Here is a 20,732-nt window from a genome sequence, read left to right on the forward strand (position 1 = left end):
GTCCGAGGACCAGCCGGAGCGCCTGCTTCTCCAGAAGTGCTGAGATCAGCGCTTCGAGTACTGCGATGCCTTACGAGCCTTCTTCAGGCCGTACTTCTTGCGCTCCACGGCACGCGGGTCACGCGTGAGGAAGCCGGCCTTCTTGAGGGCGGGGCGATCGTCCGGGGTGACCTCGATGAGGGCACGGGCGATGGCGAGACGCAGGGCGCCTGCCTGGCCGGACGGGCCGCCACCGTGCAGGAGGGCGACGATGTCGAAGCCGTCCGCACGCTCGACGGTGACGAACGGGGACTTGATGAGCTGCTGGTGCACCTTGTTGGGGAAGTAGTCCTCGAGGGTGCGGCCGTTGAGCTTGAAGTCGCCCGAGCCGGGGGTCATGCGCACGCGCACGACGGCTTCCTTACGACGACCGACCGTGGTGACGGGGCGATCGATGTAGATGGCGGGACGAGCGGCGGCCTCGATGTCGGCGACGACCTCGGGCTCCTCGACGGAGACGAACTCGTCGGCGATCTCGACGGAGTCACCGATGGGGACGGTCTCTTCGGCCGTCTCGGTCACGACGTTCTCTTCGGGAGCGGTCACTGGGACACCTGCTTGATCTCGTACGGGACGGGCTGCTGAGCCGTGTGGGGGTGATCGGGACCTGCGTAGACCTTGAGCTTGCCGGCGATCTGGTTGCCGAGCTTGGTCTTGGGGATCATGCCCTTGATGGCCTTCTCCACGACGCGGTCGGGGTTCTTGTCCAGAACCTCACCGATGCTGCGCGCACGGAGACCGCCCGGGAAGCCCGAGTGGTGGTAGTGGAACTTGTCGGTCCGCTTGTTGCCGCTGATCGCGACCTTCTCAGCGTTGATGACGATGACGAAGTCTCCGCCGTCGAGGTTGGGGGAATACGTGGGCTTGTGCTTGCCACGCAGCAGAGTTGCTGCCTGGACTGCGAGGCGGCCGAGAACGACGTCGGTGGCGTCGATCACGTGCCAGGTCCGGGTGACATCCCCGGCCTTTTGGCTGTACGTGGACACAGAACTTCCTTGTCTCATCGCTGATGGTGCTGGCCAGGCGCGTGGTCGGTCGTCTCGGCGGCCAGTGGAGACCCGAGGGACCGGTATCGGTCGTGCATGACGACTCGATGTACCGAACGCCAACGGTGTACCTTACCGGCCCACGTACTGGCAGGTCAAAACCCCTCGACCGTCATCGCCGACGAGAGGTGCACTCGATGCAGCGGCGAGCAGTCGGCAGCGCCTCGAGGCGGGGGTCGGAGATCGCCCCGCCGCACACCTCGCACTGTCCGTAGGTGCCGCGCTCGATCCGCATCTCCGCGTCGTCGAGTTCGCGCAGGTCCTCCCGCGCCTCTCTCGACATCGATGCGATGGCGGCGCGCTCGAACGCGATGGTCGACCCCTCGGGATCGTGCTCGTCGTCGTCCGTGGTCCACCGGGACCCTTCGACGATGGCCTGGTGCTGTCGTGCGAGCGACACGATGCGGGCCTCGGTGAGCGCACGTTCCGCCGCGACCCGGCTGCGGGCGATCGCCCGAGCCGCGTGGTCGCGGTCGCTCGGGTCGGTGACGGGCTGATCCGGCTGTGTCATGACGACGTCCAGTATCCGCCCCGCGCCGACCGGAGTCGTACGGACCGTCGGAGATGGGCAACCGGACACCCCTCACGCCCCGGTTGCCCACCTCGTCCGTGATCAGGCGAACATTCCCCGGTTCGCCGCCTCGCGTGCCTGCATGTCGGCGTTGCCCTGACCGACGGCACTGCCGACCGCCTCGAGAACCTGATTGAGTTCCAGGGCCGCCGAGTCCCATTGGCGCTGCTTGTCCTGGTACGACTCCGACGCCGTGCCTTCCCATTCCGCCACCAGCGGCGAGATGATCTGGCGCAGTTCGTCGAGCTTGCTGTTGAGAGTGGCCTGCTTCGCGTCGATCTGAGCAGTGACCTGGTCGATGGCACCGAACACGTATCTCATGGTGAACGTCCTTCCTGACGTGAGTGATGGGCAGATCGGATGATCGGCGGGTCAGAGGTTGAGCGAACCGCCCGCGGCGGTGACGGTGCGCGTGTTGTCGTCGTCGGCAGCGCCGTAGGCGGTCCCGCTCGACTTGATGGCGTCCCCGATCGAACCCAGCGCGAGTTGCAACTTGTTCGCGCTGCCGTCCCAGCTGGTCATGACGTTCTGGAACGCGATCGCCGCCGCGCCTTCCCAACTCCCTCCGACGGCCTGGACGTCGCCACGCAGCTGGTCCAGCAGCGCCTTGATCTCGAGCGTCAGCTGGTCCACCTTCCCTGCGGTGACGTGCATCGTCTCGACGGTGGTCTTCATCTGCGACATGGTCTCTCGATCCCCCCTCGGTGTGGTCCGGGCCGGTACCCGGAACTTCCCCTGCACCTCCTTCGACGCGACGACTCGGCGAACGGTTCCGTCTCCGCCACCGCGTCACCCGACGACGAGGGACGCGAGGACCGCGGTGCAGACCTCCGCCATCACAGGGTTCGCGGCCTCGGTGCTCTGACAGCCGAGACTCGTCTGCTCCCCCGGTGACACGATCACCGTCCACGCCACCGTCGAGCCGTCGGACGCCTTCTCGGTGTAGACGAGCGCGGGACGATCGGATACGTCCGACCGTCGATCGAGCCCGCCGAGTCGATCGGGTGCGGCGTCGACCCCGGCCGACAGGGTGGCCTGCACGTCGGGTAGTCCGACGCCCACACCGAGTTCGCGGACCACCAGCACCAGTCGCATGCCGGCGGGTGCGTCGGGACGGATCTCGACCCGCTCCGTACCCGGCTCGACATGCCACCCCACCGGCACGATCAGGTGTGTTCCGGCGATCGAGAAGTCGGTACCGGCAGGGGCGCTCGTCGTCGTCGCGGCGGCCGGCTCGGTGGTGGGCGCGGTGGGTCGAGTGGGCCCGGCCGGGACCATGGACGGTTCTGCGGCTCGTGGTCGCTCCGTCGCAGGCGCGGGCGACTGTCCGCTGGTCAGTGCCGCGACGCCGATGCTGACGCACACCACCGCGGTCGCCACCGCTGCCACCAGGACCGGCCGTCGGGTCGTGCGCCGACGGTCCACGGCCGCCGCGGCGGCTCGTTCGGCCAGCCACGCGCCCGTCCTACCGGGCGTGAGCTCGGCCGGTACGGACGATGTGACGGGCGGAACCGGGAGGGGGCTCGCGCCCGCGCTCGGGACCACGGCTGCCGCCATCTCCTCGTCGTCCACCGTCACCACCGTCAGATCGCTCATCTCGTCGAGTACGGCTCGCGGCAAGGTCTCACTCGTGCCGTGCACGACGAGTCGGCAGGCCGGCGCGGCAGCGAGAGCTCCGTCCACCGCGGCACGAGTGCGCGACACCGTCAGCTCGTCGTCCCCTCCGATCGCGGGGTCGGTCAGAACACAGTCCACGACGTCGCTGCTGATGGCCGTACTCACCACGGTCGAGACCGTGGTGCGGTGCGGTGTGCGGTCGAGAACCACTGTTCGGCAGCGTGATCCACCGCACGGGCAGGGCCGGGCCGACTGCGCCGCGTCCCGCGCGACGAGCGCCGACGACACGAGGAGGACGTCACGCGCGAGGGGTCGCGCGGCCGCGGTGAGGACGCTGCAGCGCACGGCTCCCCAGTGCGGTGGGTGCACCAGCACCAGGTCGTGGTCCCCACCGTGCACCCCCGCATCGCGCAGAGCGTCGGTGAACATCTCGGACACCATCGTCGACACCTCGACCTCGCGTCCGTCGGCGAGAGTGACGACGCGGTCGTCGATGTGGCCGAGGACGTCCACGGACGCGGAACCGTCTGCGGGAGTTCTCGACAGCACCCCGAACCGTGAACACCACACCGCGTCCACGGTCGTGACGAGCCCGACGGGCGACGTCACCGCTCGTCCGGCGCGGTCTCGCACAGCGCGGTCTGCACCAGTGTCGCCGTTCCGCGCCCGACCAGCACACCGCGTCCGGGTGGGAGTTCGGACGGACGGACGGAGCCGAGCAGGACGCCCTCCTCTCGGCTCCCGCTCATGACCAGTCCCGGTGATGCCAGGTCCTTGAGCCTCGCGAGGACCGGTTCGTACAGTGCCCGGGCGGATCCGCCGCACCGACGTGCGACGACGAGATGCAGACCGACGTCCCGCGCCTGCGACAGCAGTTCCAGCAACTCGGTCAGCGGGTTTCCGTGCGGCGTGACGACGAGGTCGTAGTCGTCGACGACCACGACGATCTCGGGACCGGTCCACCAGGATCTCGCAGCGAGTTCGCGACGAGTGGTGTCCGGTCCCGGACGGCGGGCACGCAGGTAGGTCGCGAGTTCGGCGACCATCGTCGTGGCCTGCTCGGCCGTGGACGCGTGACCGGCGAGCCGATCGGACGGGATGTCGCCCAGCAGGGTTCGTCGGTAGTCGACGGCGAGGATTCTCAGCGACGTGGCGTCGTTGGCCTGCGCGAGCGAACGGCAGATCGATCGCAGCAGACTGGTCTTCCCGCAGCCCGAGTCGCCGAGGACGAGAAGGTGCGGATGCTCGGCCAGATCCAGAACGACCGGCGCGAGATCGTTCTCGTCGACACCCACCGGCACGGTGGCGACGAATGTCCCCGAGGCGGACGGTGGCCACCACGCCGACACGGACGACAGAAGGTCGTCGCGCTCGAGTCGACGCGGCAACAGTCGCACCGGGGGCGTCGGTGCGTCACCCCGCCACCGGTGGACCGACTCGGCGATCGCGCGGTCGGTCCCGTGTCCGAGATCGTCCGTGTCGGCGATGCCGTCGACACGCGGGAGCGCGACGAGCAGATGCAACCCGTCCGGGGTGATGCCTCGACCGGGCCGACGCGTCGGGACGTGCACTGCCCGTGCTCGGCCGATGTCCGAGTCCGACGGATCACCCATGCGCAGTTCGACTCTCGTGGTGACGGCATCCTTCACCGCGGGACGGAGCTCGGCCCACCGACTCGCGGCGAGGACGACGTGCACCCCGTAGGAGAGTCCGCTCGACACCAGCTGGTGCAGCGACGGTTCGAGGGCCTCGAACTCGGCTCGGATCGTGCCCCACCCGTCGACGACCAGAACGATGTCCGGCACCGGCGGTGCACTGTCTCCACCCGACTCTCGCCTGCGCCGCGCGTCGGCCATCGACCGGATCTCGCCGGTGCGGAACAACTCCTCGCGGCGTCGAACGGTTCCGACCACGTCGGCGACGATGCGTCGCACGGCGTCCGCCTCCGAGCGGACCGCGACGGATCCGACGTGAGGAAGGCCTACCAGCCGTCCGACGGATCCACCGCCGAAGTCCAGGACGTGGAACTGCACGTGGTGCGGGGAGTACCGCAGAGCCAGATCGAGGACGAGCGTGCAGAGCGCGGTGGACTTGCCGGACTGCGGTCCCCCGACGATCGCCACGTGCCCGGACGCACCGGTGAGGTCGAGTTCGAGTGCATCGCGTCGCTGGTCGTACGGCCGGTCGACCAGTGCGACCACGGCGCGCAGTGACCCCGCCGCGTCGGGCCGGTCACCGCCGAGCGCCGTGTCCGGTGACACCGAGTCGAGTGTGACGGGCCGGTCCAACGGCGGTAGCCACACCCGGTGTGCGGGACGCCCGTGACCGCGCACTCGCGCGACGACGGCGGAGAGGATGGTGCCGCCGTCCGACGACTCGGACGGAGACGGCGGTTCGCCCGCCGGTTCGAGGGCGGTCTCGTCGAGCAGCGGCACCGGCGCCGCCGTGAAGAGACGGGGCCCGGTCGAGCCTGCGCCGACCGAGAGCGCTGCGGGCTCGTCGCTCCGCAGACGGGGACCCGAGACGTACATCGCGGTGAAGCGCACCAGCTCGCTGGAGTCCGTTCTGAGGAACCCCACTCCCGGACCCCCGGTCACGTGATGCGCGTCGGCGACACCCAGAACCGATCGAGATTCGGAGGCCGAGAACGTCTTCAGACCGATGCGGTAGGAGAGATGACTGTCGAGTCCGCGCAGCCGACCCTCGTCGAGCCGCTGGCTCGCCAGCAACAGATGGATGTGCAGCGAGCGCCCGAGTCGCCCGATCGCGACGAAGAGCTCGGCGAACTCCGGGAACCGGGTCAGCAGTTCGGAGAACTCGTCGACGACGACGAAGAGCGCCGGTAGAGGCGCGAGTGCGGCACCACCCTCGCGCGCACGGGTGTAATCGGAGACGTTCGCGTAATTGCCGGCGGCCCTGAGCAGTTCCTGCCGTCGAGTCATCTCGCCCGCGAGCGCGTCGCGCATCCGCTCGACCATCTGCGCTTCCTCGGACAGATTGGTGATGACGGCCGCGACGTGAGGCGCCGATTCCAGTCCGAGAAACGTGGCCCCACCCTTGAAGTCGACGAGGACGAGATTCAGGACGTCGGGCGGGTGCGTCGCGACGAGTCCGAGCACCAGCGTCCGCAACAGTTCCGACTTTCCCGATCCCGTGGCGCCGATACAGAGTCCGTGCGGTCCCATACCCCCCTCGGCGGCCTCCTTCAGATCGAGCTCGACGACGCGACCGTCGTCGTCGAGTCCGAACGGGACGCGCAGTCGCGACCGCCCGGAACGGGAGGACCAGGCGACGCCGGGGTCGAGACTGTCGGGAGACGTCATGCCGGGCAGGTGTTCCCATGCTCGGACGCGCGGGCCACCCTCCGCCCGCACGACGGTGTCGCCCGTCCGGAATCGAGCGAGTCCCCGCGCCACCACGGCGGCGGTGACCACGTCCACACCGTCCGCGGTACCGAACATCTCGACTCCGGCCGCGCTCCGTGCGCCGAGCGCAGGCCTGTCCGCGCCGTCGCCGACGACCAGGACGAGTGTGCGATCCGCGGTGCCGTCCCGGCCCGCACCGGACACGGTCAGGACCGTCACGTCCCCGCCCCTCGTCACGGTCTCCCATGTCTCGGCATCCTCGACACCGTCCTCGGCACTGCGATCCACGACCACGATGCGATGGGGCCGCGCAACGGTCGACGAGTCTGCCGCCGGGACGGCGAGGTCCCGCGCTGCCTCCGCCGGCGATCCGAAGGTCAGCCGCCGTCGCCCGCCACCGTCCGACGCGGTCTCGTCCCCGTGGTGCGGCAACCACTTCGTCCAGTCCCACGTCGCCGCGATGCAGTCGTCCACGACGACCACCACACTGATGTCGTCCGGACTGTGGAAAGTGCACGCCTGCAACACCATCGAGCGCACGAGCGCTCTCGCCGCCTCGACGGGGCCGTCGACACCGATCACGGAGAACGCGCGCAACGAGACCGCGGTGGGAAGGTCCGACACGATGGCATGGGTCCGGACGAACGAGCGCAGGAGGGCGGCCGACACCGGCTCGAGACCCTCGGGCGGACCCGTGTCGGGTGTGACGAGGCGAGTGGCGAGTCGTTGGTCGCCCACGCCCACCCGCAGATGGACGAAGTCGTCGTCTGTCGACCGCCTCTCCCACATGCGTGAGGTTCCGGCGAACGAGGACAGCGTCGACGGATCAGGATGGGAGAAGGCCAGTGCCTCGTGCTGCGCCGACGCCGTCGACCGGACCCGCTCGCGCATCGCACCGAGGTACGTCAGATAGTCCTTGCGCGATTCGTCGAGTTCGGCCGTCCGTGGCCCGCCGCCGCGGCCCCCACCGGCGAACATCCCCAGCATGGACACCACCATCATGGCCGGGAACAGCAGCGTCATCGGGTTGGCGGCCGCGCCCGACGTGATCATGAGGGCAACCATGCCGACCATCGCGACCACCATGACCAGAGGCAGCATCTTCAGGAGCGGGTTCCCCGGGACCACCCGCGGAATCTCCGGTGGCGGCTCCATCTCGACGGTGCCGCCCGGCACCCGCGGCGCGTCCTCGCGCGGCGGTCGACCATGGACCACCCGCGTGTCCACCGCCGTCGCGTACTCGCCCTCACGTCCGACCACCACGTCCACCCCCAGTGGCTCGCCGCCCCGTTCGGCGAGTCGGGTCAGACCGTAGCGCCGGACGCCGACGACCGGGAGGGAAGACGACGAGGGTTGTGGACGAACCCTCGTGCCTGTGCATATCGCGAGGCGATGTCACCGAACTGACCTATAGTGCTCGCACGACCCGCGGTGCGACCGCGGGAAGAGAGTTCGGGGGGACTTTCGATGACCATCGCGCCGACCGCTGCGCCGCTGTCCACGACGCGCGAATCCGCGGTACGCCGGATCGAGCCGGCCGTGCTGCGCATCACCGTGATCACGGGGGACGTCGAGGTGGACGTCTCGGTTCCCGGCGGAGTCGCCGTCGCCGCGACGGTGCCCGCTCTGACGGCGCTGATCGACGAGCGCGCGGACTCGGATCGTTCGCCGGGCCCACGGTCGCTCTCGACGATGGTGGGAGTGCCGCTCGACGCGCGTCTCTCGTTGCTGGACAACGGTGTTCGGGACGGCGACGTGCTGGTTCTCCACCGCGGACGAGAGTCCTCACCGCCGGTCTTCGACGATCTGACGGAGGCGGTGGCCGTTCTCTGCAACGGCCACTCGTGGACCCGGTCCGACTCGGTCGTCGCAGCCACCGTCGTGTCGACGGCGGCACTGGCGACCGCGGGATGGACCGCGACGAGAACGAGCGGAGTCCCTGCGGCAGCGAGTCTCGCCGTCCTCGCGCTGCTCACCGTCGTGGCCGCGTGTGTGTGCACCGCGGCGCGCGTCCCCTCGGCCCTGAGCTTCGGTCTCAGGTCGACCGGGTGTCTCCTCGCGTTCGCCGCGGGCACGATGCTCGTTCCCGGCCAGGATGCCGCGGCCGACGCAGTGCTCGGATTCGCGCTGAGCGCGGCGGCGTCCGTCGTCACCTCGATGGTCGCCGGCCGCGAGGGACGCGCCACGTTCACCGCGGTGTCGACCGTGAGCCTCGTGGGCGCCGTCGCCGCTGCTGTCGAGGCGCTGAGTGACGTGCCCACCGTGACGATCGCGGCGGTCACCGCCGGCGTGTGCACCCTGGCGCTCACCCGCGCCCCGCGACTGTCGGCCGCACGAGCCGGAATACGCCTTCCCCCGGTACCACTCGCCGATGCCGGCGCTCGTCTCGACCACCCGGGACACGAGGGACCGCCGACGCGGCCGTCGGAAGCCGCCCTCGTCGCCGCACACGAGTCCGCTCTCGCCGACGTCGACGTCGTCGCGGAACGTGCTCGCACAGCTCAGCAGTACCTGACCGGCTACACGACGGGGTTGTCCCTGCTCGCCTCGATGGGGGCGATCGTCGTGGCCACGCACGACATCGCCGCGACCGTCGATCCGGGCAGACTCGCTGCCGCTGCCGCGATCGCCTCCGTCCTGTGCTGCCGGGGCCGCGTGGGTGTCGATCGTCTGCGCTGCGCCGTCGCTGTCACCGCGGGTGTCGCGGTCGTCCTCGTCGTCCTCGCAGTCGGTGCGTCCACACGTGCCGACCTGTGGCCGTGGTGGACCGGGGCTGCGGTGGCGGTCGGCGTCCTCGCGATCCTGATCGGTGTCGTCGCGCCGGGTCGGCGATTCTCCCCCGTCGCGCGCCGGGCGGCCGAACTGGCCGAACTGGCCGTCGTGGTCTCGATCGTTCCTCTCGTCTGTCTCGTCGTCGGGGCCTACTCGGCAGCGCGCGGCCTGTGACGACTCAGCGACGACCAGGGGTGACCGCATGCCTCGTCGCAGCAATGGTCGTTCTGGCCCTGCCCACGACGGGTACGGCAACCGCGGACACACCGTTGATCGATCCCGGACTGCTCCCCGAGCCGGCTGCCGCGGCCCCGTCCGAACCGACCGAGCAGCGCACCCGGTGCGCGGCCGTCTCCGAGGCGCCCGTGACGTCGGTGGTACCCGCGGCTCAGAGGACGCTCCGGTTCTCGGACGTGTGGAGCCTCACCCGAGGCGCCGGTCAGATCATCGCCGTCATCGACACCGGGGTCGCACCACATCCGCTCCTCCCGACTCTGCGCGCCGGCGGCGACTACGTCTCGACGAGCGACGGGCTCGAGGACTGCGATGCACACGGCACCGTCGTCGCCGGACTCATCGCTGCTCGGCCGGTCGCGGGATCCGGCTTCGCCGGCGGAGCGCCGGACGCCACGATCCTCGCCATTCGTCAGTCCAGTGCAGCCTTCGCCGCGACGTCCTCCGAGCGGGAGGCCGACGAGAACGGTTCCACCTCCGCGGGGTACGGCGACGTCGAGTCGATGGCTGCGGCGATCCGCACCGCTGTCGACGCGGGCGCGGACGTCGTCAACATCTCGGAGGTCGCCTGTGCGAGCGCTGGATCGTCGATGGGCGACGGCGCACTGGGAGCCGCCGTGCGGTACGCCGCGGTGGACAGGGATGCCGTGATCGTCACAGCTGCGGGGAATCTGGACGGCCGTCGGTGCCGGACGCAGAACGACCTCATCCGCGGCATCGACGGACGAGACACGGCGTTGCCGGTGACTCTCGCGTCGCCGGCGTGGTTCGACGAGTACGTCCTCACCGTGGGGTCGCTGGACCCGGACGGGCAGCCGTCGTCGTTCAGCTTGAACGGGCCGTGGGTCGACGTCGCGGCTCCGGGTACCGAGGTCACGTCCCTCGGTGCCACGGGTACCGGTCTGGCCGACGGCACCCTCGACGAGGAGGGGCGCCGAACAGCCTTCACGGGAACGAGTTTCGCCACACCGTTCGTCTCCGCGACGGCCGCCCTGGTGCGGGCGCGTCATCCGGAGCTGTCCGCGGCAGATGTCATCGACCGCATCGTGACGACGGCGCACTCACCGGCAGGTGACTGGGACTCGGCTGTCGGCCACGGCAGTCTGGATCCGGTGGCGGCGGTGACGGGCAGCGCGGTCGCACGGGGTGACGACGCGTCCGTGCGACTGCCCCCGCGCACGACACCGCCGGTCACCGACCGTCGCGACGCACTACTTGCCCTGGCGTCCTCCGTCGGGATCCTGCTGCTCGTGTCCGGCGCACTGGCGGTACGCGCGGTGGTCCGGCGTCAGGACCCGTCGTGACCCACACGGGCCGCATCGACGGTCAGCGCCGGACCGGGCGGCAGCAGTCCCACGACGGGCCACGGCGCCGGTGCCGGATCGCCGAGTCCGAGTGCCTCCGCGTCCTGCGTGAACGGGACGCCGAAGCGGGTTCCCGTGTCGGCGACGTAGAAGGCGGAATCGCGGCGCGGGTCGTCGGCGGCCTGCCCGGTGGTGGCGACGTACAGCCCGGACCCCGGTGCCACGAAGAAGGTGTCCAGCCCATCCCCTGCACCGTCCGCCCCGGCCAGCGCCACGGCGCGCGAGTCGGCAGTCGCACCGATCGTCATCCTCGTCTGCGCCCCGCGCCCCGTCGACTCGTCCGGCCCGACCCACTCCACGCAGGTGGCGTCGCCGCCCGTCACGATGATCGGTGGTCGCTCCGGAAACGTGTCGACCGCCAGAGGTGCAGCGGTTCTCGGAGCCCGGGCGATCACATCGGGCGGGACGGCGTCGACACCCACCCGGCCGGCCGAATCGGAGAAGCGCAGCAACTGCGCGGTGGCCGCTCCGATCGCCTGCACGCCGTCCTGCAGAACGACGTAGTGCTCGCTGCGATCCCCGAGATCGACTGTCACCACGGATCCGACGGGCCGACCCCCGATCGGGTACGGGGCAGCAGCGCCCGACCCGATCACCGTGGGGGTCACGATCTCCGGCGCTTCGGGCACCGCGTCGAAGAGCCCCGCCGACACCGGAGTGGGTACCGCGTCCTCCAGGCCGAGGGCTCGGGTCACGGCGGTGTTCTGCAGGTCCACCCGCGCGCGCACCTGTCCGTGCACCAGGTAGTCGACGCCGTCGCGGCGCCACACCAGCGCGTCGTCGGGGTCGAGTGCGCGACGCGGTGCGACGGACTGCGTCCCCACCGGTTCGACGGTCACATCGGTCGTGCCGTTGTCCGACTCCTCGCACACGGACCAGACCATCGCACCGGTCGTGACCGGAAGCGCCTGCGGCGCACCGCCGATACCGATCGCGGCGCCTCGGGCGCGTCGAGCGATCTCGTCCGGACCGACCGCGGTGGGCTCGTCCGGCCGACCGGCGAACAACCGGGCGGACGCCAGATCGGACGCGGGGTGGAGCGTGTCGTCCTCGACGACGTACAGAGCGCCACTCTCGTCGTCCAGCACGATCACGGCATCACCGATACGTGCGGCCGGTCGGACGAAGGCGAGTGCGGCGCAACCGGCGAGGATCAGGACCGCCACGACGACGCCGACCGCGGAGGCCCGCGCCGTCGATCGCAGCGGTTCGTGCCGCATCGACGTGTCGCCCAGGACCAGTGCGTGATCGAGCCGTCTCACAGAGAACCGATGCGCACCGATCTGCCATCGCGTGGTCGGTGTTCCTGCCATCGATATCCCCTGCCCTCGGTGCCGCGGCGACGCGGCCCGGCCCCCCGCCGGACACGCCGGACCCGATGGAGGGGTCCCGCGTGAGGGCACAGTACATCGACCGCAGAGAAGGAGCCATGGTGTCCGAGACTCGCCCGGGGATGACGGCCGCACGCGACGTCGTGGTGTCGCAGACAGTGGCGCTCGGCGTGGCCGTCGCGCTCACGACGTCGGGAGTGCCTGCACGATGGGCGATCACGGCCGCAGTGGTCGTCGTGATCGGACTCTGCCTCCCCCGGGACCGGCGTCCTGTCGTGGGTCACCTCTCGGCGTGGCCACGGCTTCTCGCGCATCGACCGGTACCCGCGCGCACGGTGCTGTCGTTCGATCGTCCCGGCGGTCCGATCGGTGTGGTGTGGAACGGATCCGACCTGACGATCGTCGCGGAACTCCACGTCGAACCGGCTGCGGCCGGATGGTCGACGGTCGGCTCACGCGGTGCGACACCCGACGCCGTGGTGCCGCTCCGCGACCTCGTCGACCGACTGTCGCAGGGCACGGACACGCCCACCCACCTGGGTGTCACCTCCGTCGGCACGCGTCCGGCACGGGGTCGCCGCGCCGCGGACTGCTACCTGTCCATGGCCGGACCGCTCGCGTCGGTGGCGCGGCGGCGAACCTTCCTCTCCCTCTCGACCGACGTCCACGAGGGTGAGACGGCCGCGGCGCGTCGGGGCGGAACTGCTGCGGGGTCGGTGCAGATGCTCGCCACGACCATGGCCCGACTGCAGCACGTCCTGCGCACCCACGGTCTCGTGGGCAGCCTTCTCACCGCCGATCAGATCCGTGCGGCGGATCTTCTGGTGACGAGTGGGGTTCCCCTGCGTCACGTCCGTCCGCAGTGGCGCTTCGCCCGGCTCGGCGGATCGACCTGGCGCTCACGGCGGCTCGCACCGTCCGCCTGGACCGCGGCGGCGGTCGACTCGATCGGCGATCACGACGCGGACGTCACGAGTCTCGCCGTCCGGGCGGCCCTCTCGACCACCACCGAAGCGACGGCGACCTACGGCTACCTGTCGGCCGAATCGCCGCAGCGCCGATCGATCCGGGTCGCGGGATCCAGCACGCTCGACGGCCTGCATCGACAGGGCCTGGAGGACGTCCTCGTGTCGACCGCCCGGCCGGCGACGCCCACGCACCCCGTCGAGGGAGCGCAGTGGAGCACCCTCGTGCTGCCGGTCGCGGGATGCGGTCAGGTCGTCGGTGTCGACTCCGACGGAACCACCGTCACCGCACGTGTGTTCGGGAAGGACGTCGACACCGTCGACGTCCACGGCGAGCTGTACGTGGTCCACCAGATCGTCTTCCGCGCCGTGGCCGTCGGTGCGGTGGTCCTGGTGATGACCGACCGACCCCATGCATGGCGCCATCTCGCCGTCGCGGTGGCGGATTCGGGCACCCTCTCGGTGGTGACTCCCGTGTCGGACGTCGAGTCCGGCACCGCGGTGGATCTGGTGGTCGCCGATCATGCCGGAGACAGACCGACTCCGGTACCGGGAACGGTGCTGCGGGTGAACCCTGCCTCGTCGACCGGCGGGACCGACATCGTGATCGACCAGTCCCCGGACGTCACCGACGAGGTGTCCCTGACGATGGCGTCGCGGAGCATCACCCTGCGGCTCGTCACCACCGCGGCCGAGACCGAGGCCATCGGTCGACCGCGGGGTCTCCCACGACCGGGCTCAGCCGCGCGGGTAGGGCTGACCGGCGCCCTCTGACCACCACAGCAACTGATCGATCATCCGCTGTGCGCCATCGATCGCGGCACCGTCGGACGTCTCACCGTGCGCGTCGAACGCCTTCTTCACTCGGGGGAACAGCACGGCGTCGCGCACGGATGCCATGTGCAGCTCCGCGACCACCTGGCGCAGCTGCTCCACAGCGCGCACTCCCCCGGCCGTGCCGCCGTAGGAGACGAAACCCACCGGCTTACCTCGCCATTCGAGCTTCACCGAGTCCAGTGCCAGCTTCAGCGATGCCGGGTAACCGTGGTTGTACTCGGGAGTGACGAGCACGAAGGCATCGCAGACGTCCACCCAGCGCGTCAGCTCGTCGACACCGGGGCCACCCGAGAGATCCATCGGCAGAACGACATCCGCGAGGTCGAGTACCCGGACCTCGAATCGCCCGTCCGCCGAGGCGCGGCGCACGAACCAATGAGCCACTGTGGGGCCGACACGCCCCGTCCGGACCGAGCCGATGATCACGCCGAGAACAGGAGCCATGCCTGAAGAGGCTAGCCGCAGCAGGCACCGGGCAACGATCGCGTGGCCCGGGTCGTGCGACTGCGATCGGCCAGCTCCGCATCGACCGGGTAGTCGACACGCACCAGCGACAGGCCGTGCGCCGGGGCCACGGTGATCGAACTCGACCTCGCACCGGCTCCCAGCAGGCCGCGTACCCACGTCAGGTCACGGCGTCCTTCGCCCACAGCCAGCATCGCCCCGACCAGGGAACGCACCATCGACCAGCAGAACGCGTCCGCGCTCACGTGCGCGGTGAGATCGTCTCCGTCCCGCACCCAGTCGAAGCGCTGCAGCTCCCGCACGGTGGTGGCACCGTCACGGCGCTTGCAGAAGGCGACGAAATCGTGGAGGCCGACGAGGGTCGACGACGCCTCCTGCATCGCCGCCACGTCGAGTGTGCGGGTCCACGGCACCACGAAACCCGCTCGGAGGGGCGGAGTTCCGTAGGGCGCGGTGGACAATCGATACTCGTAGTGCCGCCGCAGTGCGGAGAACCGGGCGTCGAAATCGTCGGACACGAACGTCACACGCAGGACGCGGACGTCCGTCGGCAGGAAACGCGCGAGTCGCCGCACCAGCAACGACGGGTCGGGTGCGCGGTCGGGATCGCGAGGATCGATGCGGGCCAACGCGGTTCGCGGCACGTCGACGTGGGCGACCTGGCCCTCGGCGTGCACGCCGGCATCCGTCCGCCCGGCCACGGTGAGCTCGAGTGGGGTACCGAAGATGGCGGACAGTCGCTGCTCGAGCACACCGCACACGGTCCGTTGGTCGCGTTGTCGAGCCCAGCCGGCGAAGGCAGTGCCGTCGTAGGCGACATCGAGACGCAAACGGGCGAGCCCGCCACCCCCGGAAGGGGTGACGGGCTCGCCCAGAGAGTCCGAGGACACTCTTACTTCTTGTCTGCCTCATCGGCGTTGGCCGCGTGAGCGTCCTCTGCCTCGACACCCTCGATGACAGCGTCTGCATTCTCGACCTGAGCGTCGGTTGCCTCGGCCTCGACGGCCTCGACGACGTTCTGATCGGATGCAGCCTCGTCAGCGGCGGTCTCGTCGTTCGTGGCGGCAGGCGCGGCCTGCGATGCCTGGACACGACGAGCACGGTCCGCCTCGTTGGACACCGTCTGCTCGCGAACGAGCTCGATGATGGCCTGAGGAGCGTTGTCACCCTTGCGGGGGACGGTCTTGATGATGCGGGTGTAGCCGCCTGCGCGCTCGGCGAAGTGCGGGCCGATCTCTGCGAACAGAGTGTGAACGACGTCCTTGTTGCGGATGTCCTTCATGACCTCACGACGGTGAGCCAGCGAGCCGGCCTTCGCGTGCGTGATGATCTTCTCGGCGTAGGGGCGGAGGCGCTTGGCCTTCGACTCCGTGGTGGTGATCCGTCCGTGCTCGAACAGCGCCGTCGCCAGGTTGGCGAGAATCGCCTTCTGGTGCGACGCCGATCCGCCGAGACGGCGACCCTTGGTGGGCTTGGGCATGTCAATCTCTCCTGATCAAGAGCTCGGGACGCGAGTGCGTCAGAGCTGTTCGGTCTCGGCGTAGTCCTGCTCGGCGCCGTCGGCATCGCTCACGGCGGTGTCGGTGTCGCTCCAGGTACCGGTGGCGGCGTCGTATCCGGCGACAGTGCTCGGATCGAACGTCGCGGGGCTGTCCTTGAGCGAGAGGCCGAGCGAGTGCAGCTTGACCTTGACCTCGTCGATGGACTTCTGTCCGAAGTTACGGATGTCCAGCAGATCCGACTCGGTACGGCCGACCAGCTCGCCGACGGTGTGAACACCCTCGCGCTTGAGGCAGTTGTAGGACCGGACGGTGAGGTCCAGATCCTCGATCGGCAGACCGAAGGATGCGATGTGATCGGCCTCGGCGGGCGAGGGTCCGATCTCGATGCCTTCTGCTTCGACGTTGAGCTCACGGGCAAGCCCGAACAGCTCGACCAGGGTCTTGCCCGCCGAGGCGAGCGCGTCCCGCGCGGTGATGGAGTTCTTGGTCTCCACGTCGAGAACGAGCCGATCGAAGTCGGTGCGCTGCTCGACGCGGGTGGCCTCCACCTTGTAGGTCACCTTCAGCACGGGCGAGTAGATCGAGTCGACCGGGATACGGCCGATCTCGGCGCCCGACGCCTTGTTCTGAACAGCCGGAACGTATCCGCGGCCACGCTCGACGACGAGCTCGATCTCGAGCTTGCCCTTGTCGTTCAGGGTCGCGATGTGCAGATCCGGGTTGTTCACGGTGACGCCGGCCGGAGGAACGATATCGCCTGCAGTGACAGTGCCGGGGCCCTGCTTGCGGACGTACATGGTGACCGGCTCGTCCTCTTCCGAGGACACGACGAGACCCTTGAGGTTCAGGATGATGTCGGTGACATCCTCCTTCACGCCGGGGACCGTGGTGAATTCGTGCAGAACGCCGTCGATACGGATGCTGGTGACAGCAGCGCCGGGGATCGACGAGAGAAGCGTGCGGCGAAGCGAGTTGCCGAGGGTGTACCCGAAGCCAGGCTCGAGGGGCTCGATGACGAACTTCGAGCGGTTGTCAGCGATGACCTCTTCGGTCAGCGTGGGTCGCTGAGAAATGAGCATTGATGTCCTCCTGGGAAGAGCGTCCGCTATTTGACGCTCGGGATGTGGCCTACGGCCCCGTGCGCTTTTTGCGTATCCGGAGATACGCAAAAGGCGCACGGGGCGCGAAGCGCCTTACTTCGAGTAGTACTCGACGATGAGCTGCTCGGTCAGCGGGATGTCGATCTGCGAACGCTCCGGCTCCTGGTGGACCAGGATGCGGAGACGGTTCGGAACGACCTGCAGCCAACCGGCAACGGGACGATCGCCGTAGGTCTCGCGGGCGATCTGGAAAGGCAGCGTGCTCAGCGACTTCTCTCGGACGTCGATGATGTCGTACTGCGAGACGCGGTAGCTGGGGATGTCGACCTTCTTGTTGTTGACCAAGAAGTGGCCGTGCGTGACCAGCTGGCGTGCCTGACGACGCGTGCGAGCGAGGCCCGCACGGTAGACGACGTTGTCGAGACGCGTCTCGAGGATGCGGAGCAGGTTCTCACCCGTCTTGCCCTTGAGGCGGTTCGCTTCCTTGTAGTACAGCGAGAACTGCTTCTCCATGACGCCGTAGGTGAAGCGTGCCTTCTGCTTCTCCTGCAGCTGGAGCAGGTACTCGCTCTCCTTGATGCGCGCGCGGCCGTGCTGGCCGGGCGGGTACGGGCGACGCTCGAAGGCCTGGTCGCCTCCGACGAGGTCGACGCGCAGTCGACGCGACTTGCGGGTGATGGGTCCGGTATAACGAGCCATGTTCTGTTACTTCCTTCCCGCTAGACGCGACGGCGCTTGGGCGGACGGCAGCCGTTGTGCGGCTGGGGGGTGACATCGGAGATGGTGCCGACCTCGAGGCCTGCCGCCTGGAGCGAACGGATCGCGGTCTCGCGGCCGGAGCCGGGACCCTTCACGAAGACGTCGACCTTCTTGACGCCGTGCTCCTGCGCCTTGCGCGCGGCACTCTCGGCAGCGAGCTGAGCGGCGAACGGAGTCGACTTGCGCGAGCCCTTGAAGCCCACGTGGCCCGAGGACGCCCACGAGATGACGTTGCCCGACGGGTCGGTGATCGACACGATCGTGTTGTTGAACGTGCTCTTGATGTGAGCGCTGCCGTGCGGGACGTTCTTCTTGTCCCTGCGGCGCGTCTTCTGGGTCTTCTTCGGACCGGAGGTGCGTGACTTCGGGGGCATTACTTCGCCTTCTTCTTGCCGGCAATGGTGCGCTTCGGTCCCTTACGGGTGCGCGCATTGGTCTTCGTGCGCTGTCCACGGACGGGCAGACCACGACGGTGGCGAAGGCCCTGGTAGCAGCCGATCTCGATCTTGCGACGGATGTCGGCCTGCACCTCGCGGCGCAGGTCGCCCTCGACCTTGAGCGACTCCTCGATGTACTCGCGGAGCTTGGTCAGATCCTCGTCGGTGAGGTCCTTGCTCCGGAGATCGGGGCTGACGCCCGTGGCGGAGAGAATCTCCTGCGAACGGGTACGGCCGATGCCGTAGATATAGGTGAGTGCGATCTCCATGCGCTTCTCGCGCGGAAGATCCACACCGGCTAGACGTGCCATGTGGCGTTTTCCTTCATTCGTGCGGAGGTCTGCTCCCAGTCCGTCCCCATACATGTGGTGCTCGGGGCCCCGGCCTCCGCGGCCGGGGGTGTACTACCCGCGTGTGGGCAGCTGGTGCTGGGAGGTCTTCTTCTGGCATGTGGAGCCAAGTAGATCTTCGAGAGGGGGGTTGATCAGCCCTGACGCTGCTTGTGGCGCAGGTTGTCGCAGATCACCATGACCCGGCCGTTACGGCGGATCACTTTGCACTTCTCGCAGATCGGCTTGACGCTCGGCTTGACCTTCACGTCTGTTCGATCTCCTGGTCGCGTCCGAGGATCACGCGCGAACGCGTCGAACCTCGGACATGGTTGATCCCCGGCTCGCGAGGAACCGGGGACTCTTGACTACTTGTAGCGGTAGACGATCCGCCCGCGTGTCAGGTCGTAGGGAGACAGCTCGACCACGACGCGATCCTCGGGGAGGATGCGGATGTAGTGCTGCCGCATCTTGCCGCTGATGTGAGCGAGCACCTTGTGACCGTTCTCCAGCTCGATGCGAAACATCGCATTGGGCAGGGGTTCGACTACTCGGCCCTCGACCTCGATTGCGCCGTCCTTCTTTGCCATATCCTCCGCGATCCTGGTTTGCACACCTGATTGACGTCTCGTAACCACACTTCGTGCAGGCACGCGTGAACGCACCGACGTTCCATGCTACCGGGTCGGAGCGAGCAGGCCAAACCAGCCGTCGACAGGCGCGGAGCACTATCAGCCCGAATGGCCCCGATAGGTGCCGAAGGACCAGTGCACGCCCTCGGGATCGCGGCAGGTGAAGCCCTGTCCCCCGTAGTCCTCGTCACGCAACGGTTCCACGATACGAGCCCCTGCATCCCGTGCGCGATCGTGCAGTCGCGTCAGTTCGTCCTGTCCCACGGCAACGTAGACGGCGCCGACTCCGGGCGGCAGGCCCGCGATGGTGCTGTCCGGTCGCGCCGAGCCGAGCATGACGGCTCCGCCGCCGGGGCGGACGAGCTCGGCGTGGTCGACGCGCTCCCCCTCGCCGTACACGGCGGCCTCGGTGAAGCCGAGGACGTCGACGATAAAGGCGATCGCGGCACGCGCGTCGTCGTAGCGGAGTGCGGGCCAGACGACGGTCGGGGTGGTCTCGGTGTGCTGTGTCTCGGTCATGCCGTCGATCCTGTCGCCGCGGAGGTGCGCTCGTCTTGTACGGATGCGAACACCTCGTTCGCACGCCACACCGAGGGCGCCGATCCCGCCAGCGCGCGCCAGTCCCGTGCCATGTGTGCCTGGTCGAAGTAGCCGCAGACCGACGCCACCTCGGCGAGCCGGGGCGGTTCGGCCACCCGCAGCATCGCGTGCGCTCGGGCGAAGCGCCCCAGCCGGACCGCGTCCCGCGGCGTGACGGCGTACTCGGAGGCGAACGCGGTCTCGAGGCGTCGACGGCTCCATCCGACCTCCGCGGCGACCTGCTCCACCGACATCGCGGTGGGGCCGGTGGTCCGCGCCCACGCCCGTTCCAGCCGGGCATCCGGTTGCGGGGCCCGGCCCAGTCGCGCGCACAGCGTGCGGTCCAGCAGCGCGAATGCCTCACGCCATCCGGTCGCTGCGTGCACGCCGTCGAGAAGCCGAGCGGCATCGCGCCCGAGCAGGCCCTCCAACGGCACGATGTACTGGCGCAACTCGGCGGGCGGGACGTGGAGCAGCGCGCGGCACCCCGCCGGCGTCACCGTGATCTGGACACCATGCTGCTCGCCGTCGTGCTCGATCACGACGGGTTCGGTCCCCAGACCCGACGCGAGGGCACCGAACTCCCCCGGCCGCTGATCCGCCATCGCGGTGCGGGAGATCGTGAGCGGTGGCCCGATCGGCAGAATGATCGTCAGGTCGACGGACGGCATGCCGACGTGCGAGCCCGGCGCGAAGCCGGAGAGGCGGTACCCCTCGTAGCGACGCACGAGGCCGCGGAGTGGCAGCGACGGCACCGCGGTCGCGCCGTCCGACACGGCTGTCATGGG

General features: G+C 69.2%; 22 protein-coding genes. 3 read left to right on the forward strand and 19 right to left on the reverse strand.

Annotation, left to right across the window (positions count from 1 at the left end; translation table 11 throughout):
• Positions 1-45: 45 nt before the first annotated feature.
• The 7 genes from rpsI to eccCa form a co-directional block, all read right to left on the reverse strand.
• Complete coding sequence (gene rpsI, locus HQ306_RS01855; RefSeq protein ID WP_371831715.1) at positions 46-531, reverse strand: 30S ribosomal protein S9; 486 nt, start codon at positions 529-531, stop codon at positions 46-48.
• Between the two features lie 50 nt (positions 532-581).
• Entirely contained in the window at positions 582-1,025 is a 444-nt protein-coding gene (gene rplM / locus HQ306_RS01860; RefSeq protein WP_027503810.1) for a 50S ribosomal protein L13, read from the reverse strand.
• Positions 1,026-1,197: 172 nt separating this feature from the next.
• Entirely contained in the window at positions 1,198-1,596 is a 399-nt protein-coding gene (locus HQ306_RS01865; protein ID WP_222627342.1) for a TraR/DksA C4-type zinc finger protein, read from the reverse strand.
• 102 nt (positions 1,597-1,698) lie between these two features.
• Positions 1,699-1,977 (reverse strand): WXG100 family type VII secretion target, encoded by a 279-nt coding sequence (locus HQ306_RS01870; protein ID WP_027503812.1) that lies wholly within the window; start codon positions 1,975-1,977, stop codon positions 1,699-1,701.
• Between the two features lie 51 nt (positions 1,978-2,028).
• Positions 2,029-2,331, reverse strand: coding sequence for a WXG100 family type VII secretion target (locus HQ306_RS01875; RefSeq protein WP_162246747.1), 303 nt, complete (start codon positions 2,329-2,331; stop codon positions 2,029-2,031).
• A gap of 114 nt (positions 2,332-2,445) precedes the next feature.
• On the reverse strand, positions 2,446-3,882 hold the full coding sequence (locus tag HQ306_RS22500) for a type VII secretion-associated protein (RefSeq protein ID WP_222627344.1): 1,437 nt from the start codon (positions 3,880-3,882) through the stop codon (positions 2,446-2,448).
• Complete coding sequence (gene eccCa / locus HQ306_RS01885) at positions 3,879-7,793, reverse strand: type VII secretion protein EccCa (RefSeq protein WP_222628633.1); 3,915 nt, start codon at positions 7,791-7,793, stop codon at positions 3,879-3,881. Before eccCa ends, HQ306_RS22500 begins: the two co-directional genes overlap by 4 nt.
• A gap of 312 nt (positions 7,794-8,105) precedes the next feature.
• Between eccCa and eccD the strand changes: the two genes are divergently transcribed.
• Together eccD and mycP are read left to right on the forward strand one after the other, a co-directional pair.
• Positions 8,106-9,584 carry a type VII secretion integral membrane protein EccD gene (eccD, locus tag HQ306_RS01890; protein ID WP_222627346.1) on the forward strand — a complete coding sequence of 493 codons (1,479 nt, stop codon included), beginning with the start codon at positions 8,106-8,108 and terminating at the stop codon, positions 9,582-9,584.
• Positions 9,585-9,604: 20 nt separating this feature from the next.
• Positions 9,605-10,948: a type VII secretion-associated serine protease mycosin gene (gene mycP, locus HQ306_RS01895; RefSeq protein ID WP_308115388.1), complete on the forward strand. Its 1,344-nt coding sequence runs from the start codon at positions 9,605-9,607 to the stop codon at positions 10,946-10,948.
• Here mycP and eccB read toward each other — a convergent pair.
• Positions 10,933-12,321, reverse strand: a complete 1,389-nt coding sequence (eccB, locus tag HQ306_RS01900) for a type VII secretion protein EccB (RefSeq protein ID WP_222627348.1) — start codon at positions 12,319-12,321, stop codon at positions 10,933-10,935. The genes mycP and eccB overlap by 16 nt on opposite strands.
• A 119-nt stretch (positions 12,322-12,440) precedes the next feature.
• Between eccB and HQ306_RS01905 the strand changes: the two genes are divergently transcribed.
• Entirely contained in the window at positions 12,441-14,078 is a 1,638-nt protein-coding gene (locus HQ306_RS01905) for a type VII secretion protein EccE (RefSeq protein ID WP_222627350.1), read from the forward strand.
• Here HQ306_RS01905 and HQ306_RS01910 read toward each other — a convergent pair.
• The 11 genes from HQ306_RS01910 to HQ306_RS01960 all read right to left on the reverse strand — a co-directional run bounded on the left by HQ306_RS01910 (position 14,043) and on the right by HQ306_RS01960 (position 20,729).
• Complete coding sequence (locus tag HQ306_RS01910; protein ID WP_222627353.1) at positions 14,043-14,585, reverse strand: NADPH-dependent FMN reductase; 543 nt, start codon at positions 14,583-14,585, stop codon at positions 14,043-14,045. The two genes, HQ306_RS01905 and HQ306_RS01910, sit on opposite strands and share 36 nt — an antisense overlap.
• 11 nt (positions 14,586-14,596) lie before the next feature.
• A complete protein-coding gene (gene truA / locus HQ306_RS01915; RefSeq protein WP_222628666.1) occupies positions 14,597-15,436 on the reverse strand; it encodes a tRNA pseudouridine(38-40) synthase TruA in 840 nt (279 codons plus the stop codon).
• 62 nt (positions 15,437-15,498) lie between these two features.
• On the reverse strand, positions 15,499-16,086 hold the full coding sequence (rplQ, locus tag HQ306_RS01920) for a 50S ribosomal protein L17 (protein WP_027503821.1): 588 nt from the start codon (positions 16,084-16,086) through the stop codon (positions 15,499-15,501).
• 39 nt (positions 16,087-16,125) lie between these two features.
• On the reverse strand, positions 16,126-17,187 hold the full coding sequence (locus HQ306_RS01925) for a DNA-directed RNA polymerase subunit alpha (RefSeq protein ID WP_027503822.1): 1,062 nt from the start codon (positions 17,185-17,187) through the stop codon (positions 16,126-16,128).
• A 114-nt stretch (positions 17,188-17,301) separates the two neighbouring features.
• Entirely contained in the window at positions 17,302-17,907 is a 606-nt protein-coding gene (gene rpsD, locus HQ306_RS01930; protein ID WP_027503823.1) for a 30S ribosomal protein S4, read from the reverse strand.
• Positions 17,908-17,927: 20 nt separating this feature from the next.
• The gene (gene rpsK / locus HQ306_RS01935; RefSeq protein WP_027503824.1) at positions 17,928-18,341 is read right to left on the reverse strand and encodes a 30S ribosomal protein S11; all 414 of its coding nucleotides are present in this window, start codon (positions 18,339-18,341) and stop codon (positions 17,928-17,930) included.
• Positions 18,341-18,715, reverse strand: a complete 375-nt coding sequence (gene rpsM, locus HQ306_RS01940; protein ID WP_027503825.1) for a 30S ribosomal protein S13 — start codon at positions 18,713-18,715, stop codon at positions 18,341-18,343. The genes rpsK and rpsM overlap by 1 nt, the downstream gene beginning before the upstream one ends.
• A gap of 173 nt (positions 18,716-18,888) precedes the next feature.
• The gene (rpmJ, locus tag HQ306_RS01945; RefSeq protein WP_009679193.1) at positions 18,889-19,002 is read right to left on the reverse strand and encodes a 50S ribosomal protein L36; all 114 of its coding nucleotides are present in this window, start codon (positions 19,000-19,002) and stop codon (positions 18,889-18,891) included.
• A gap of 99 nt (positions 19,003-19,101) precedes the next feature.
• The gene (gene infA, locus HQ306_RS01950; protein ID WP_005140011.1) at positions 19,102-19,323 is read right to left on the reverse strand and encodes a translation initiation factor IF-1; all 222 of its coding nucleotides are present in this window, start codon (positions 19,321-19,323) and stop codon (positions 19,102-19,104) included.
• 141 nt (positions 19,324-19,464) lie between these two features.
• Entirely contained in the window at positions 19,465-19,884 is a 420-nt protein-coding gene (locus tag HQ306_RS01955; RefSeq protein ID WP_222627355.1) for a glyoxalase/bleomycin resistance/extradiol dioxygenase family protein, read from the reverse strand.
• On the reverse strand, positions 19,881-20,729 hold the full coding sequence (locus tag HQ306_RS01960) for an AraC family transcriptional regulator (protein ID WP_222627357.1): 849 nt from the start codon (positions 20,727-20,729) through the stop codon (positions 19,881-19,883). Before HQ306_RS01960 ends, HQ306_RS01955 begins: the two co-directional genes overlap by 4 nt.
• Positions 20,730-20,732 lie beyond the last annotated feature (3 nt).

The sequence above is a fragment of the Rhodococcus sp. BP-160 genome (genome assembly GCF_019836205.1).
In the GTDB taxonomy this organism is placed as follows: Bacteria; Actinomycetota; Actinomycetes; order Mycobacteriales; family Mycobacteriaceae; genus Rhodococcoides.